The organism is Thermanaerosceptrum fracticalcis, assembly GCF_000746025.2.
Classification (GTDB): domain Bacteria; phylum Bacillota; class Peptococcia; order DRI-13; family DRI-13; genus Thermanaerosceptrum; species Thermanaerosceptrum fracticalcis.
Genome location: NZ_CP045798.1, coordinates 1,771,065 through 1,786,634 on the forward strand (window position 1 = coordinate 1,771,065; position 15,570 = coordinate 1,786,634).

Here is a 15,570-nt window from a genome sequence, read left to right on the forward strand (position 1 = left end):
TCGCCCGTGATCTTTTTTCTCGAAAGTAGCTTTACAAAGCTTGCTCATCAATATCACCCATATCGCCAGAGTGATGGTAAAAAGTACTATCCTCTGCGATTATGGGGGCTTTCCAAAAATGTCAAGGCCTTTTTTGTCGAAAATTAGGATCTTTTTAAATATTTTTGGAGTTATCATTTTCTATTTATTTCCACCAACTGCATAACTCCTGTTTTGAAGTTTTTTTTTTCAGATTTAAGTAGCAAAGAATACAAAACAGTATAAACCCTGGAATAGATATTGTTATTTGCGGAGTCATTAACAAAAGGGCCGCTATTATAAAAAGGCTGCGTTCTAGTGCACTGATTTTATTAGCCAAGAACCCGCTCACTCCAGCGGACAGTGCTATAATTCCAATAATTGCACTGGTTATGTCAATAATAATGGTCGCCACATCACCATGTAGTAATAAAGTACTGTCAATCATAAACATAAAAGGAATAATAAACGACGTGCTTCCAAGTTTTAATGCCTGCCAACCTACTTCCATAGGATCAGCTTTCGCAATTGCGGCTCCAGCAAATGCAGATAAACATACCGGCGGTGTAATAGTAGACATACAGGCAAAGTAAAAAATAAAGAGATGGGTGGCTAGTAACGGTACTCCTAGGTCTACTAGCGCTGGTGCGACTGTACTTGCCGCTAGTGCGTATGCGGCAACAGTAGGTAGTCCCATGCCTAATAAAAGACAAAGCATCATAACTAGAAATAACGCTACCGCCACATTACCCCCAGATATAACGATTACAAAAGATGCAATTTTTGCTCCTAATCCTGTCAAAGAAAAAACACCGACTATAATACCAGCACAGGCAGTAGTAGCGGCAATTGATGCCATTCCTTTCATAGCATTACTAACTGCCTCAAAGAATTGTTTCAGGAATATTTTTTCGCTTTTTGTAAACCAACTTAATATAATCAGGGATCCAATTGATAATATAGCAGCACGAACTGGTGAATTTTGTAAGACAAGTAATGATAAAAGCATTACTATTAAAGGTATAAGCAAATAACCACGCTCTTTAAGAACTTTCAGTGTATCAGGCAGCTCGCTTTTTGGTAATCCTACCAGACCAAGCTTTCCAGCTTCAAAATCAACCATAAATATAACAGCTAGGAAATATAGTAATGCTGGTACCATTGCAGCAATAATTATGGTTGAATAGCTAATACCTGTAATATCTGCCATTATGAACGCACCGGCCCCCATCACCGGAGGCAGTATTTGTCCTCCAGTTGAAGCTACAGCTTCAACGGCACCGGCAAATTGTGCCTTATACCCCACTCTTTTCATCAAAGGTATTGTAAAGGCTCCGGTACTTGCAACATTCGCAACAGCACTCCCGTTTATTGAACCCATCATTGCGCTAGAAATAACAGCCACTTTTGCCGGTCCTCCACGGAAACGACCTGCAATTGAATAAGATAAGTCAATGAAAAATTTCCCACTTCCTGTTACTTCAAGAAATGCACCAAACAATATAAATATAAATACATAGTTAGCTGAGACACCCAAAGGTATATTATAAATTCCGTCCATACTGAACATATAGCTTATAATCCTCTCAAGACTATATCCACGATGCCAAAGTTCTCCGGGAAAGATTTTCCCGAAATAAGTATAACCTAAAAAAAATACTGCTAATATCGGTAGTGCCCATCCTGTCGTCCTTCTAGTTATTTCAAGCAAACACAATATTGCTACAGCTCCAAAAAACAAGTCCCATGAGGTAGGAGCAACGCCAACCCTGTCAAGCATTTCAACATAGTTAACCGTTATATAGATACTTGAGGCTAGTAGTAATGAAGCCATTACAAAGTCAATAATTGTAGGTCTTGACGTTGATTTGCCCTTAATTGCAGAATATGTTAAAAAGCCAATAGCCCCAGCCCCTGCAAAGTGAAGGGCTCTAAAAACCCAAGGATCTATTGGATATACAGAAAGTACAATTATTTGAAAAATTCCAAAAGTAAGTCCTATCAAAAACACTACCTTTGCATTAAAACCACTAAGCTGTCTTTGTTGTCTTTCAAAGTCATCTAAATTCATATCCTTATTAGTATCCATTTTTTCACCTCTCTTGTGCTAATCAATCCAATTAAGTTATAAAGAACTCTTTGTTTATTATGGCTTTATTTACAAATGTTGCACTTAAACATAAACAAAGAGCTCTTATAACAAATCTTTAAATCACAAGTAGTGGAACGGTTAATATGGATTTATACTATAGTCTTTCCTTACTTCGAATATTCTGGGGGATATGCGGATTTTGGAAGCTTAACACCTTTTTCATCATAGTATTTTATTGCTCCCGGATGTAAAGGGACAGCAGTTATCGAATCCGGTACTATATCTAAATTTAGTTCAGCGGCCTGTATTACTGCTTTTTGCAATTCGTTTTTTTGTTCAAAAGTAGTTTTTACTAATTCGTAAACTAAGCTGTCAGGAAGGTTTTTATTCACAGCGAAAGCGCTGTAAATAGTTAGAGTTTCTATATCCTCGGTCTGTCCTTCGTAACTTTTGGCTTTCATAATTCCACTTGTAATCCCGTATTTTTTAGCAAGTTCCTTCGACTTTTCTCCTAAGCCCATCACTTTAGCGTTTTGAGTTCTTATAACTTCTGCCCCAGTTGGATGACCTGTGGGGGCAAAGACACCGAAAGCATGTATAGTTTTATCTGCCATTAAATTGGCATACTCACTAAAGGAGCTATTAATAATACGGGAGGCTTTTATACCTAAATCATCTAATATTTTTACTGTATAATAATCAGGCGTTCCTCCCCTGGCTCCAGTACCTACAACCTTACCTTCAAAGTCAGCGACCGTTTTTATATTTGTATTAGGTGCTACAAACCAGTGTAAATAACTAACATACATTGGGAAAATAGTTCTTATATTTTGATGCTTTTTATCTGTCCAGCCAATTCCATTGTATGCTTCATATGCTGGACCCATTGTAACTAAACCAACATCTGACTGACCATTATCGACTAGTTGAAGATTAGCAATTGGACCAGCGGTTGCTTCTACATTAGTCGCAATACCCAGATTCTTGTTAATTATACTAGCCCAGGCTGTAGCATACACGTGAAAGGTTCCTCCCAGCGGCGCTGATGAAACGGCAATACCCTTAGGCCAATCCTTTTTGTTTGAAATATCAGTTTTACTATCAGATGTTTTACTTTCAGACTGCCCGCATCCAGAAATAAGCAAAAACAAGGATACACATAACAGAATCAAAACCATTGATTTAAAATACTTTTTCAATGTTGACTCCTCCTTAATAAATTATTTTCATGTATTACAATTGGGATTACTTTTTTCCACCTCCCCTCTTTCAAAATCGAATTATAAGGCCTTCTCTCTTTACCAGATACTAAGACCTACTAAAGGCCACCATAAGAAAACCACAACCAGGATCACGGGTACAGCCAGTAGTGACAATAACGTGCCAGCTTTAAGTAAATCCTTTCCTTCAATACCACCTGAGGAAAAAACCACAATATTGGGCAAAGTTTCTACTACTAGAATAAAACCAAACAATGAAGCGATTCCTGCAACTAAACCAAACACCACAGGATTTGCACCGATTTTTACAGCAGCAGAAATTATAAGAGGCACAAGCGTTACATGACAGGAGGTAACACCTGCAAACCCTAGATGATAAATCTGAGTAAAAAGAGTTATTACTGCTACCGCTAATAGTGGACTATTTAGTATACTTTTCACTATTTCTAATGATAAAAACATTCCCGCTAAATATTCTGCGGTACCTGTGGAAGTCAGTGCTCCTCCAAAACTCAAACTTGCGCCATATAAAAGAATTGAACCCCAATTTATATCAACCACTTTCTTCCACTCGGTAATACCTGTAACAGGTGCCACCATTAAGGCAACGGCCAGTAAAGCGGGGGCTGATACAGGTAAGTGATGTATTTTCTGAGTAACCCAGAGTAAAAAAGTGATCAGGAGAATAGTAATACATCTTTTTTCTTCAGGACTAAGTTTTCCTAATTTTGTTAATTCGCTGTAAATTTTAGTTGTGCCACCGGGAAGCTTGTTGATTTCCGGTTTAAATACCCTGACTAGGACCAACCATGCTGCAACGGTCATTAGAATGGAGATGGGATAAGTTAAAATCATCCAGTCAAGATAATACATCTGATATGATGTACTCTGCCGGATAAACTCAATTGTCAAGGGGTTCACCACGGCTCCCGTGATAAGACCAACTCCACTAATCATAGCGCCAAAAGCAAGGCCTATTAGTAATAATTTCTTAATGTTTTCCGCCGGGCTTTCTTTTTTAAATATATCAATAATCATTAGCACAATAGGCAATAGAAGGGTGGCACGTACTGCTGAGGCAGGAATTATAAATGCTAATACCTGGAGGGATACCATAATACCTAAAAGGATTCTTTGGGCAGTACTTCCAAACAACATTATTATGCATAGTCCTATTCTATGCCCCAATTTTGTAGAATTTACTCCGTTAGCAATCATCATGCCAGTCATAAGAATAAAAAGGGCGTCATTGGAAAATCCTTGATAAACATCATTAAAAGGAATTATTCGTAAAAAGAATAACGCTACTAGTACAATGATTGAAGATGCTGCCAGAGGTATTGGCTGGAAAATCCATAATCCTATGGCAACAATTAATAATATGGTTGTTGCTTTTACAGGCCAGGCTACACTAAGCGGCATTAGAAATAGCACCAATAAAACTGCTAATATTGTGATGCTACAATACATTAACAAAGATTTGCTCATTTTTACCTTCCTTAAAGAAAAACTACAACCAAGATCACGGGTACAACCATTAGTGACAAAAACGTACCGCTAATTTTCTTTTTAAACATATATCAACCCCCTGACTAATTCTAAAATTAAAACTATTTCCTCAACATCGGAATATTCACATAATGCAAGACAGGCTCACCTTTGAGGGCCCTTACGATATCTTCAAACGTATATTCAGCCATTCGCTGAGTTGATTCGATACTACCTCCGGCATGATGGGGAGTGACAATTACATTATCAAGTTGCAAAAGAGGATCATCAGGATTGATGGGTTCCTTATGGAATACATCCAGGGCTGCACCTGCGATCCATTTTTCTGATAATGCTTTATATAAGGCTTCGTGTTGAATCAATGGTGCGCGGGCCACGTTGACGATATAAGCAGTGTTTTTCATTAACTTTAGTTCTGCTTCCCCAATCATGCCTGTAGTTTCGGCTGTTTGGGGGGCATGTAAAATGACAACGTCTGATTGAGCCAATAATTCCTGTAAATTAGTCATCTCGCAGCCAACTTCCAAGGCCCTGTTTTTCCCTACATAAGGGTCGTATCCCAAAATCTTCACACCAAAGCCCTGCAGTCTCCGGGCAGTTTGATAGCCTATTGCCCCTAAGCCAACAATACCCACTGTCTTCCCGTAAAGTTCAGTGGTTTTTCCAAAAAACTTAAAACGCTGCCATTCTCCTGTGGTCTTCAAAGGAACATGAGAGAAGACAATCTGCCTTAATAATGACAAGGTAAGACCTACCGCAAACTCAGCTACAGTTACAGCGTTAGCACCCATAGGCATCGTTATAGGAATACCTTTTGCTGTAGCAGTGTCCACATCAACGTTTTCCAGACCTATACCATCCCTGGCAATTAGTTTTAAACCAGGCGCCGCTTCAATCACATCTTTGGTGATTTGAGTTAAAGTTTTGGCAACGATAATAGTGGCGTCCTTAACTTTTCCGATAAGTTCTTCCTGTCTTTGCCATAATGTTTCATCAATAAACATTTCACATAATTTTGTTTCTTCTAACTTTTTTAGTAAGGGTGGATTGATTTTCTCAGCAATAAAAATTAAATCTTTCATTTTTCTCCTCCTTAGTCCCATAAATCTTTTATAGTAAATTCTAATCCTAATTCCTTTAACTTCTCTTTAGTGGGAATACCAGTCTGAAGGTCCCAGCCTCTGAAAGCATAATAATCATCTTTCATTTTTTCCAGCTGTTCTTCAGTAATATATAATCCGGCACTGGGGCCCTCCGGAATGGGCTCCGTTAGGAATCTTTTCGGCAGAGTATCATCTTCCCTTCTCTTACCTTCTCGACAATTGAAGGCCCTTTCCAGGTTCCACACCCTTTCTCCCAGCGTCCTTATTCCATCTACGCCAAAATTTAAACCGGTTACCAGTTTAATTGCTCGAGAATGGACCTCTGTAATATCAAAAAAACCTAAAAAATTTTCAGCCATGTGGCAAATAATAAAGGAATCTGTAGCTGCCGTCATATTATTAATAATGGCGACATATTGTCCTTTGCCTTCGGTAGTTACCCGGTCAACCTCTCCGCTGCGTTCTGCTTTGGGCCTGGGGTCGTGGTGACTGCCACCCCGGGTAGCAACGGCATAACCCATCCCCAATCCTTTATGGGCCCGGGCTGAGTGGCCGGCAGGTTCAAGACCTTTAATATGTACAGCATAGTCTTCCGAACCCTTTCCGATAATTTGTGCGGCTCTTCTAGTCCCCTCAGCTAAGATATCTCCTAATCCCTTGCGCTCCGAAATTAGCTTTAGCATTTCCAGCATTGCTTCGGCATTAGCAAATTTAAGGTCGATCCCGCCTGTATCTTTCAGAGACAAAATACCTCTCTCATATAATTCCATGGCAAAGGCAACTGCTGCTCCTGCAGAAAGTGTATCCATCCCATAGTCATCACATAGTCTGTCGCCAAGAGCAATAGCTTTCAGGTCACTAACACCGCATAATGAACCCAAACTAAATAATGTTTCATACTCCGGCCCTTCTGTAACAGCACCCTGATAAGGTCCATCATTTACTTCCGCAATTTTGCCACACATCATGGGACAGTTGTAACAGGCCTTATTTCTTTTCACAAGTGTATTCTTAAAAGCTACGCCGTTAATTTTCTCTGCCTCAGGAAATACTTCAGTCTGCCAGTTCCTGGTGCCCAATACGCCGGCCAGGTTTCCGGCCATTACATTTGGTGTAGTACCAAATTCATAATAAGTCTTTCCTGACACTGGATTTTTCATAATTTGCTGAATAACTTTTTCACTAAGCTCAACTAATCCCTCGTGGTCATAAACAGTTATATCAGAAGATCCCCTAACTGCGATGGCTTTCAGGTTTTTCGATCCTAAAACGGCCCCAAGCCCGCCCCTTCCTGCAGCCCTCACTCCAAAGAAAACCCCGGCATAACGAACCAAATTTTCACCAGCAGGACCTATTACGGCAATCTGCACTTCTTCGTCGTTGAGCTCTTCTTTAATTAGTCGCTGTGTCTCATAAATACCTTTACCCCATAATCTTTCAGCAGAACAAAACTCTACCTTTCCATCATCGATCCATAGATAAACGGGGTTTTCAGCTTTACCTTCAATAAGAATACCGTCATAACCGGCAAACTTTAGTTCGGGCGCAAAGTAACCGCCAGCATAACTGTCAAAAAACATATCAGTTAGCGGAGATTTACCAAAGACCCCCACACGGGAACAAAGAGGCAGTATGGTACCGGCTATGGGACCCGTCATAATGGCAATTTTATTTCTTTTGTCATAAGCGTCAATCTTAGGAGGTATTTCCTTGTATAAATAATAGGCAGCTAGCCCATTCCCCCCTAAAAATTTTTCAGCTAATTGAGGATCTAAAGGTTCATTAATTATTTTCATCGTTGAGAGATCAATGCGTAAAATTTGCCCTTTATACCCTCCATAGGGAAATTTTTTAGAAGCCATTTTATCCTCCCTCCGCGTAATAGATAATAGCTACTTCATCCTGGTCTTTTAATTTGACATCACAGAGATCTTTTTGGGCATAAACCCTACTGTTAATGACATACATAATAGGCAGATATTGACCTGTGTCAGGGTCTTTGATAAGTTCTTTTATTTCTTTACCGTAAATCTCAATCAGATACTCTAAGAATTCATAAAAACTGCTGTTCTTTTTAATATATAACTCTTTTTTATGAGTACCGACAATAAGTTGAATGTCACCGTAAGATAGCAGGTAAATTCTATCAATATCAGTCATGGGTTTTTCTTTTCTCCCTTATATTTGACGGAGATTTTTTGGGCAAACTTAACACGTTTTTGATTTGACGTACTATTAATAGTAGGTTTTTCTACCTTGGGCGCCTCGCAGTCACAGATTAAAAAGCCTCTAACACAATGTTTAACACATTCCGGTTCACCACCACACAGGTCACATTTGACTGCTATATTCTCAACGGGATGGATGAAGATAGCTCCGAAGGGACATGCTTCAACACAGTCTCCGCATCCGGTACACAAGGATTTATCGACTATTAAAACACCTGTAGTTTCATTCCTTTCAATAGCATTGCTAACGCAAACCCTGGCACAAGGAGCAGAGTTGCATTGCTGACAGGTAACCGGAACGGGGATTTCCGGTAATCCTATTAAGGTTACCCTGATCCGGCTTTTCTTGGGATTGACAACCCCTTCTTTTTTCAAGGAACACCATATTTCACACATCCTGCAACCGGTACACTGTGCAAAATCCACATTGATTTTTCCCATAGAACCCCCCACCCGTTATAGATTTTCATATTGTTTATACAGTTCTACATATTCCTGGATGCCTTTTTTAAGGTTATATTGGGGTTGATATTTTAGTTGCTCGACTGCTGCCGAAATATCCAATTTACCGCGTTTTTTGACATCGCTCTTTTCAAATTCACTTAAACCAGCGCCAATTTTAATTTGAGCTGTGGGTACGACTTCTTTCACTACTTCTGCAACTTCAGAGGCCTTAATTACCTCCCCCCCCGATATTAAGAAAACTCTTTGTTTAAGATCCTTATCATTTGCATCTAAAGCCTTAAGGATAGACTGTGCACAATCCTTTACATATGTATAGTCCCTCGGCATATCTCCACCAGTTGCAAACTCAACGGGCAGGCCTCTTAAGCTATTTTCTACCATTGGTTTGATGTACATGGGATAACGCATCCCATAACCATAAATTGCCGAAAATCTCAGGGCAATAAAATTAACTTTATTAAATGTATAATAAGTTAAGCCAAAAATCTCACATGCCGCCTTAGATGCCCCATAAGGCCCCGTGGGATGCCCTTCGGTAGGTAAAAAGACTGGGTGTCTTTCATCCATGGGTTCGTATTGTTTGACAGGAAAAACACCAATCGTGCTTACATGCACTATTTTTTCAAGTCCTAAAATCCTAACTGATTCTAAGACATTTAATGTTCCCTCCACATTAATCTTGTAAGTTAAGTAGGGCTGCTCCAGTGAGAACTGAGGATCAAATAGGGCACCCGAGTGTACTACCTTTTCCACTTTTTCTTCCTTTAATGTCCTGATTAACGTAGGTAAATCATTGAGCTGTCCCTTTATAAACTTGACCTTTTCGATAACGGATTTTAAATAGTTAACCATAGCTCCAGACGGGTAAGAAATATCATAAACAACCACTTCGTCTCCCCTTTCCACTAAGTCCCTCACCACATAAGCTCCTAAAAACCCCGACCCGCCAGTTACCAACACCTTTGACATCTTAATACCTCCTTTGTTATTTCGATTTAAATAAAAACAGCCAACCACATGGAAAATTTCTTAGGATTTTTCTACAAAGAATCTATCCTAAAAATACCTTCCATATAGTTGGCTGGATATTACCTACCTCAAAGTCATTACAATAACCTTATATTGGCAGAGAATACAACCATATTATTTAATTAAAAACTTTTAGCATATTTTACTTGTACTACTATGAAATATATTCGTTATGTTCTATTTAATTCCTGCTATTTCGAAAATATTTTAAAGGATTTTTTTGTAAAAAATAGAAGATTATATTTAGTTTACCTTGAGGGGGGGAAATATTGTGTTACCATCATCAAATAAAAACTGGTATGTCGTTGGTCATGGGAAACTACCTACTGATATTCCAACTGCTAAATTTCTTGATATAGTACTTATCGGCCTTGAAATAGATCCCAACACTGATCTGATAGTTAATGCATATTGTACGTTATATACTCCTTTAGCTAGAAACATGATAAGAAAAATGATGATAGGATATAATATTTCTTCTCAAGCAGAAGAAATTATCAAACAAATCGAAACCCGGTTTCATGCCGCATCTCAAAGGGCCATCATTGTGGCTTTTAAAAATGCTTGCATCAACTATTCTAAAGCAAAGCAAAAACAGCTCAATAAATAAAATATAAGAGAGGTAACTACTCCTCTCTGTTCAGAAAAACTCTTAAGTATCTTCAAGTAATTTTTTTTTGTAAGTTAACTGAGATGAGCTTTTATCCACTCTACTAAAAAATTAAGCACATCCTGGTGCTCCCGTTCGTTATGAATTTCGTGATAAAGACCATCCCAAAGTTTGAAGGTGCAGTCCCCCGGAACTTCTTTCGCAAACTGGCTGCTAGCCTGGGGAGAGGTTATGCGGTCAGCACTCCCATGCATGAGCAGCAAAGGCAGCTTAAATTCTTCCGCATGTTCCAAGGCCCATTTACCCGAGTTGAAAGCAGTAGTAAACAATCTGGCTGAGATACGGTTATGTACCAGGGGATCCTGCTTGTAAGCTTCCACTACTTCCGGATCACGACAAAGAGCCTGGATATCTAAACAGTTTGCCTGGGTAAACGATGGCCATACACTGTTCATTATGCGGCCCAGTCTTACTTTAAAGGCGGGAGGTTCAAAGGCCAGCCGTAACCAGGGAGAAGTGGCAATAATCCCAGCCAACCGAGGGAAACGGCGCAAGACATAATTGATTACCAGATTTCCGCCCAGGCTGTGGCCATACAGGAAACACGGGGAGTCAGGGAAACGTTGGCCTGCCTCATCCAGGAGGTGAGAGATATCATCAAGGGCTACTTCATATGAAGGAATATGGCCACGTAACCCCTGGGATTTCCCGCATCCCCTCTGGTCAAAGGCCAGTACGGCACAGCCAGCCCGGGTAAGATATGCAGCTAGGCGGAAATATCGTCCGCTGTGCTCCCCCAGACCGTGGACCAGGCATATAACAGCTTCAAGTGGAATTTCCGGCAACCACCCCTGGGCATAAAGCTCCAACCCATCGGCCGTTTTCCAGGCGAACTCAAAATTCTGCATTTCACCTAGCCTCCCTTTTACCGGCTATTTTCAAAATTAGTCGTCTTTTTTAGAGCTTTCCTGTATTAATTTCTTCATATCTAAAGCAATCTACGGTATGGTCATTCACCATACCTACGGCCTGCATAAAAGCGTAACAGATGGTTGGCCCCACAAATTTGAACCCCCTCTTCCTTAAGTCCCGGCTCATGGCCTGGGATTCGGCCGTTTGGGCAGGAATCTCCCCATGACTGGTCCAGTGGTTTACCCTGGGTTTTCCTCCCACGAATCCCCAGATATATTGGCTAAAGCTGCTGAACTCCTCCTGGACTTTAAGAAAAGCCCGGGCATTATCGATAGCCCCTTCAATCTTCCGCCGGTTTCTGATAATACCCGGGTCCCGGAGCAGCTCTTCTTTCTTTTTTTCATCGTAGTTTGCTATTTTCACGGCATCAAAGTTATCAAAGGCCCGGCGGTAGTTTTCTCTCTTTTTGAGAATAGTGATCCAGCTTAGTCCTGCCTGGGCTCCCTCCAGGATAAGAAATTCAAAGAGGGTACGGTCATCATAAACGGGGACACCCCACTCGTAATCATGATAATCAAGATAAATCTGCTCAGGTCCCGCCCACTTGCACCTGGTTTTCATACAATCACATCTCCTAACCGCTTTAAGCTAAACCCTTAATTCTTCCACCAGGTTAGGCGGCACTTCCCCCTGCAAAGCCTTCACCAGGTTTTGGGCAGCCAGCATGGCCATAGCGAAACGGGTTTTCGCCGTGGCCGAGCCGATGTGAGGTACAGTTACTACATTAGGCATCTTCAGAAGAGGATTACCGGGATCAACAGGTTCCTGGGAAAAGACATCTAAGCCTGCACCCCAAATCTGGCCTTTTTCCAGGGCCGCAATCAGAGCTTCTTCGTTAACTGTCTCACCCCGGGAAGCGTTAATAAAAATGGCGTTTTTCTTCATTAGGCTGAATTCGTGCGGGCCCATTAGGCCAGTGCTCTCAGGGGTAAGAGGCGTCATCAAAACAACATAATCGGCTTCCTGAAGCAGTTGTTCCAGGGTGCGGTAGTGGACACCCAGGCTTTCTTCCACTTCAGGTTTCCTGCGGCGGTTATAATAGAGAACTTCCATACTGAACCCGTATTTGGCCCGTTTGGCAACGGCCTCGCCGATGCGGCCCATGCCGATGATGCCCAAAGTTGCGTGATGCACGTCAATACCCCAGAAAGGTTCATCGGAGCATTTCTGCCACCTGCCTTCCTTAACAAACCTGTCCAACTCGGGGATGCGCCGGGCTACAGCCAGCATGAGGCCAAAAATCAGGTCGGCCACGGTATCATCCAGCACCGACGGCGTATTGGTCCCCAACACTTTTCTTTCTCCCATGGCCTCTAAATCAAAGTTGTTATAACCTACGGAAATATTGCTGACTACCTTCAATTTAGGTGCATGGTCCAGTAATTCCCTGTCAATTTTTCCACCCGTAATGAGTAGTCCTTCTATATCTTTTACTTCCTCCAGTAATTGTGCCCGGGAGATAGGTTCGTCCGAATCCCACTTGCGGTACTCACAGTAACGGGCCAGGTATTCTTCCACTTCCCGGGGAATTTTTTTGGCGATAAATACTTTGGATTTCATCACAACTACTCCTTTTTCAGGTATATATAAACCAATTATAACTCGCCCGAGTAATGAAATGATATATTATTTTAATTTTTTAAGTTGTCTAAAAGAAAAGGCCCTCCCAGCCTTAAAGGGCTGAGAGAGCCTTACTCATTCAGGAATTATACAGGTTTTTTGATAACGGTCAGCAGCATCTTAAATCTTTCCCGGGCCTCTAAACCATGGGGAACATCGGCAGGCATAATCACCGTTTCTCCCGCCTTTACCGTAACCACCTCTCCACCAATAGTGATTTCCGCCTCTCCGTCCAGTACCTGGACCATGGCATCCCCCGAAGTGGTATGAGTACTGATACCCTCCCCTTTAGCCAGGGAAAACAAAGTGACACTGACACCAGGCAACTGGGCAATGGTTTTACTGACGATCTGTCCTTCCTGGTAATCGATTAGATCCTCCAGACGCAAGGCTTTGGAAAACTCTATATTCTTCATGATTTGGGTATTGGTCATAAATCTTTGACCTCCTTCATATCTCTTTGCTCATATTATACCCAAATAATTTCCAGGCCAGCTATGATTTAAGTCACACTATTAGTTAATGGAGATCAATTTTCTCAGCATGTTTTTCAGGTCCTCTTCTGTAGGAATACGGGGATTAAACTGGATGCTTTTAGACTCCAGGGTTTTCTTCGCATATAGGGCCAATTGCTCCTCCGACAGGTTAATGGAGGTTGGGGATAAGAGGAGGGAAAGCATTTTCCCCACCTGCCAGGAGTAATCTAACCCCAGAGCTGCAAGGATGTTAGCTGTTTTAGCCGGTACGTCCTGAGCAATGAAAGCGAGAAAAGCCTCCATCAGGTAACCGTTAGCAGCCCCGTGTGGAATATCATGGTAATATGTAAGGTTATAACCCAGGGCATGTACCAGGCAGGTACCTGTTTGGGCTATTACTAAACCTGCCAGCAAAGAACCGTAAAGGAGTTTTTCTCTTTCCTCCAGGGCGATGTTTCCTGAAAGTAAAGCGGGGAAAGTTCCCCGGAAACACTTTATGGCCTCCAGGGCCAGATGGTCTGTTAAAGGAGTGGCCCTCCGGGAAACATAACCCTCTATGGCATGGGAAAGGGCATCAATGGCCGTATGGCATGTAATGTCCAAGGGTAAGCTTTCCGTATACCGGGGATCCAGAAAAGCTACCACGGGAAAAGAAAAAGCTGTAGAAAGATTGCGTTTTGTTTCCACCGCGGGATCGGTAAGAATAGCATAGGGAGTAACCTCACTGCCCGTACCCGCCGTGAGAGGTATGGCAATGTACGGCAACATAGCTCCGGGATTCTCTAATTGAAAAATATCCTGATTAATTTTTTCCTGAGCAGACAGGAGGGCCACGGCTTTCCCCGCATCTAAAGGCGAGCCGCCACCACAGCCGATGATAAAATCAGCCTCCCACTCCTTTACTTCCCTGCACCCTTGTAAAACCGTAGCCAGAGAAGGGTTTTCCTCTACCTTGTCAAAAATACGGTAGACGATACCGTCCTGCTCCAGGATAGCGATAATATCCTGTAAAGCCCCACTCTTCTTTGCCGAACTAGCTCCGGTAACGATGAGCGCTCTCTTTCCCCAGGAGGTTAACTGGGCCTTGTTTTTTTCCAGGACCCTTGTGCCAAAATAAACCTGTGTTGGTACATAAAACCGAAGATCCATAATTTTCCACCTCTACATGCTATTTACTGTAATCTTTTTTGGGTACATTCCTGTCCCTTTTTCCGATTTCCGTTTTCCGACTTCCGAAGTCCGACCCAAATCACTAGTAACTAACAACTAATAACTAGTAACTTCTTCAGATAAGCAGGTGTGTCCCCTTTCACTACGTTGGGGACATTCCCGTCCCCAAATAGCGACTCATGCTTCAGCGGGTGTGTCCCCTTTCCGCTGATACCAGAATTCATGGCTTTTTTGCCAGATTTCTTCTTTGGTCAGCTCCCGGGGCCATAATTGGATGTTGCGTCCCTGGCGCATGGCAGCTGCAAGGTGGGCAAAGATATTTTCGTTTTCTTTTCTAAGGCTTCGAATCATTTCTTTCACCACAGCCCGTTTTGTCTCGCCGTCACGGGGACAGGGACTGGGCATAGGGGTAATTCCCAGCTTTTTAATAGCCCCTTTTATTTCGGCTTCCCGTAAGTATACTAAAGGCCTGATAACGGTTATACCCGTTTTATCCAGGTACGTCTTGGGCAAAAAGGTAGAAAGCTGCCCCGAGTACAAAATACCCATAAGGAAGGTCTCTACTGCGTCATCATAGTGGTGGGCAAAGGCCACTTTGTTAAATCCCTTATCTTTGGCAAAATTATGGATAATGGCCCGGCGGAAATAAGAACAGCGGGCACAGGGATTCTGTTGGGGATTGTTAAGAATGTCATCCGCCAGTTCCGCCCTGATCGTATGAAAAGGAACTTCCAGTTGGTTACACATGGTTTGCAAAGGACTTAAATCCATTTCTTCCTGCTTTTTAAATCCCAAATCGATGGTTAAAGCTTCTACTTCTATGGGGAAAGGAAGATGTTTCTTAAGGATGGTCAGAGCGTATAACAGGAGAGTACTATCCTTTCCTCCCGACAATCCCACTAAAATCTTATCATTGGTTTCCAGCAGCTCAAATTCAACAACGGCCCTTTGTATTGTTCTGATAATCGTTCTAGGAAGTGATATACGCATTTTTCCTACTCCTTATCCATGATGAACTCAAAAATATATTCTACAACTTCCCCTGCTTTGTCAAGATT

At 41.7% G+C, this 15,570-nt stretch carries 15 protein-coding genes; 1 reads left to right on the plus strand and 14 read right to left on the minus strand.

Going from position 1 to position 15,570, the window contains the following annotated elements; genetic code table 11:
• Positions 1–184: 184 nt before the first annotated feature.
• From BR63_RS09160 to BR63_RS09195, 8 genes are all read right to left on the minus strand, one after another.
• Positions 185–2,107, minus strand: coding sequence for a TRAP transporter permease (locus BR63_RS09160; RefSeq protein ID WP_051965735.1), 1,923 nt, complete (start codon positions 2,105–2,107; stop codon positions 185–187).
• A gap of 170 nt (positions 2,108–2,277) precedes the next feature.
• Positions 2,278–3,309, minus strand: coding sequence for a TAXI family TRAP transporter solute-binding subunit (locus BR63_RS09165; protein WP_034422209.1), 1,032 nt, complete (start codon positions 3,307–3,309; stop codon positions 2,278–2,280).
• 99 nt (positions 3,310–3,408) lie between these two features.
• Positions 3,409–4,818, minus strand: coding sequence for an SLC13 family permease (locus BR63_RS09170; protein WP_081908145.1), 1,410 nt, complete (start codon positions 4,816–4,818; stop codon positions 3,409–3,411).
• Between the two features lie 122 nt (positions 4,819–4,940).
• Entirely contained in the window at positions 4,941–5,921 is a 981-nt protein-coding gene (locus BR63_RS09175; RefSeq protein WP_051965736.1) for an NAD(P)-dependent oxidoreductase, read from the minus strand.
• Positions 5,922–5,932: 11 nt separating this feature from the next.
• On the minus strand, positions 5,933–7,804 hold the full coding sequence (locus BR63_RS09180) for an aldehyde ferredoxin oxidoreductase family protein (RefSeq protein ID WP_034422215.1): 1,872 nt from the start codon (positions 7,802–7,804) through the stop codon (positions 5,933–5,935).
• Position 7,805: 1 nt separating this feature from the next.
• Positions 7,806–8,102, minus strand: a complete 297-nt coding sequence (locus BR63_RS09185; protein WP_034422216.1) for a ubiquitin family protein — start codon at positions 8,100–8,102, stop codon at positions 7,806–7,808.
• On the minus strand, positions 8,099–8,611 hold the full coding sequence (locus BR63_RS09190; protein WP_034422218.1) for a 4Fe-4S dicluster domain-containing protein: 513 nt from the start codon (positions 8,609–8,611) through the stop codon (positions 8,099–8,101). Before BR63_RS09190 ends, BR63_RS09185 begins: the two co-directional genes overlap by 4 nt.
• A 15-nt stretch (positions 8,612–8,626) precedes the next feature.
• Complete coding sequence (locus BR63_RS09195) at positions 8,627–9,604, minus strand: NAD-dependent epimerase/dehydratase family protein (RefSeq protein ID WP_034422221.1); 978 nt, start codon at positions 9,602–9,604, stop codon at positions 8,627–8,629.
• Between the two features lie 331 nt (positions 9,605–9,935).
• Between BR63_RS09195 and BR63_RS09200 the strand changes: the two genes are divergently transcribed.
• Positions 9,936–10,274 carry a DUF3870 domain-containing protein gene (locus BR63_RS09200; RefSeq protein WP_051965739.1) on the plus strand — a complete coding sequence of 113 codons (339 nt, stop codon included), beginning with the start codon at positions 9,936–9,938 and terminating at the stop codon, positions 10,272–10,274.
• A 74-nt stretch (positions 10,275–10,348) separates the two neighbouring features.
• On the opposite strand, the gene BR63_RS09205 is transcribed toward BR63_RS09200, so the two are convergent.
• The 6 genes from BR63_RS09205 to BR63_RS09230 all read right to left on the minus strand — a co-directional run bounded on the left by BR63_RS09205 (position 10,349) and on the right by BR63_RS09230 (position 15,502).
• Entirely contained in the window at positions 10,349–11,182 is an 834-nt protein-coding gene (locus BR63_RS09205) for an alpha/beta hydrolase (RefSeq protein ID WP_034422223.1), read from the minus strand.
• Positions 11,183–11,231: 49 nt separating this feature from the next.
• Positions 11,232–11,807, minus strand: a complete 576-nt coding sequence (locus BR63_RS09210) for a DNA-3-methyladenine glycosylase I (RefSeq protein WP_034422224.1) — start codon at positions 11,805–11,807, stop codon at positions 11,232–11,234.
• A 27-nt stretch (positions 11,808–11,834) separates the two neighbouring features.
• A complete protein-coding gene (locus BR63_RS09215) occupies positions 11,835–12,806 on the minus strand; it encodes a 2-hydroxyacid dehydrogenase (RefSeq protein ID WP_187142867.1) in 972 nt (323 codons plus the stop codon).
• 146 nt (positions 12,807–12,952) lie between these two features.
• Positions 12,953–13,300 (minus strand): cupin domain-containing protein, encoded by a 348-nt coding sequence (locus BR63_RS09220; protein WP_034422227.1) that lies wholly within the window; start codon positions 13,298–13,300, stop codon positions 12,953–12,955.
• A gap of 81 nt (positions 13,301–13,381) precedes the next feature.
• Positions 13,382–14,491, minus strand: coding sequence for an iron-containing alcohol dehydrogenase family protein (locus BR63_RS09225; RefSeq protein WP_034422229.1), 1,110 nt, complete (start codon positions 14,489–14,491; stop codon positions 13,382–13,384).
• 198 nt (positions 14,492–14,689) lie between these two features.
• A complete protein-coding gene (locus tag BR63_RS09230) occupies positions 14,690–15,502 on the minus strand; it encodes a tRNA lysidine(34) synthetase (protein ID WP_034422230.1) in 813 nt (270 codons plus the stop codon).
• Positions 15,503–15,570: the final 68 nt, after the last annotated feature.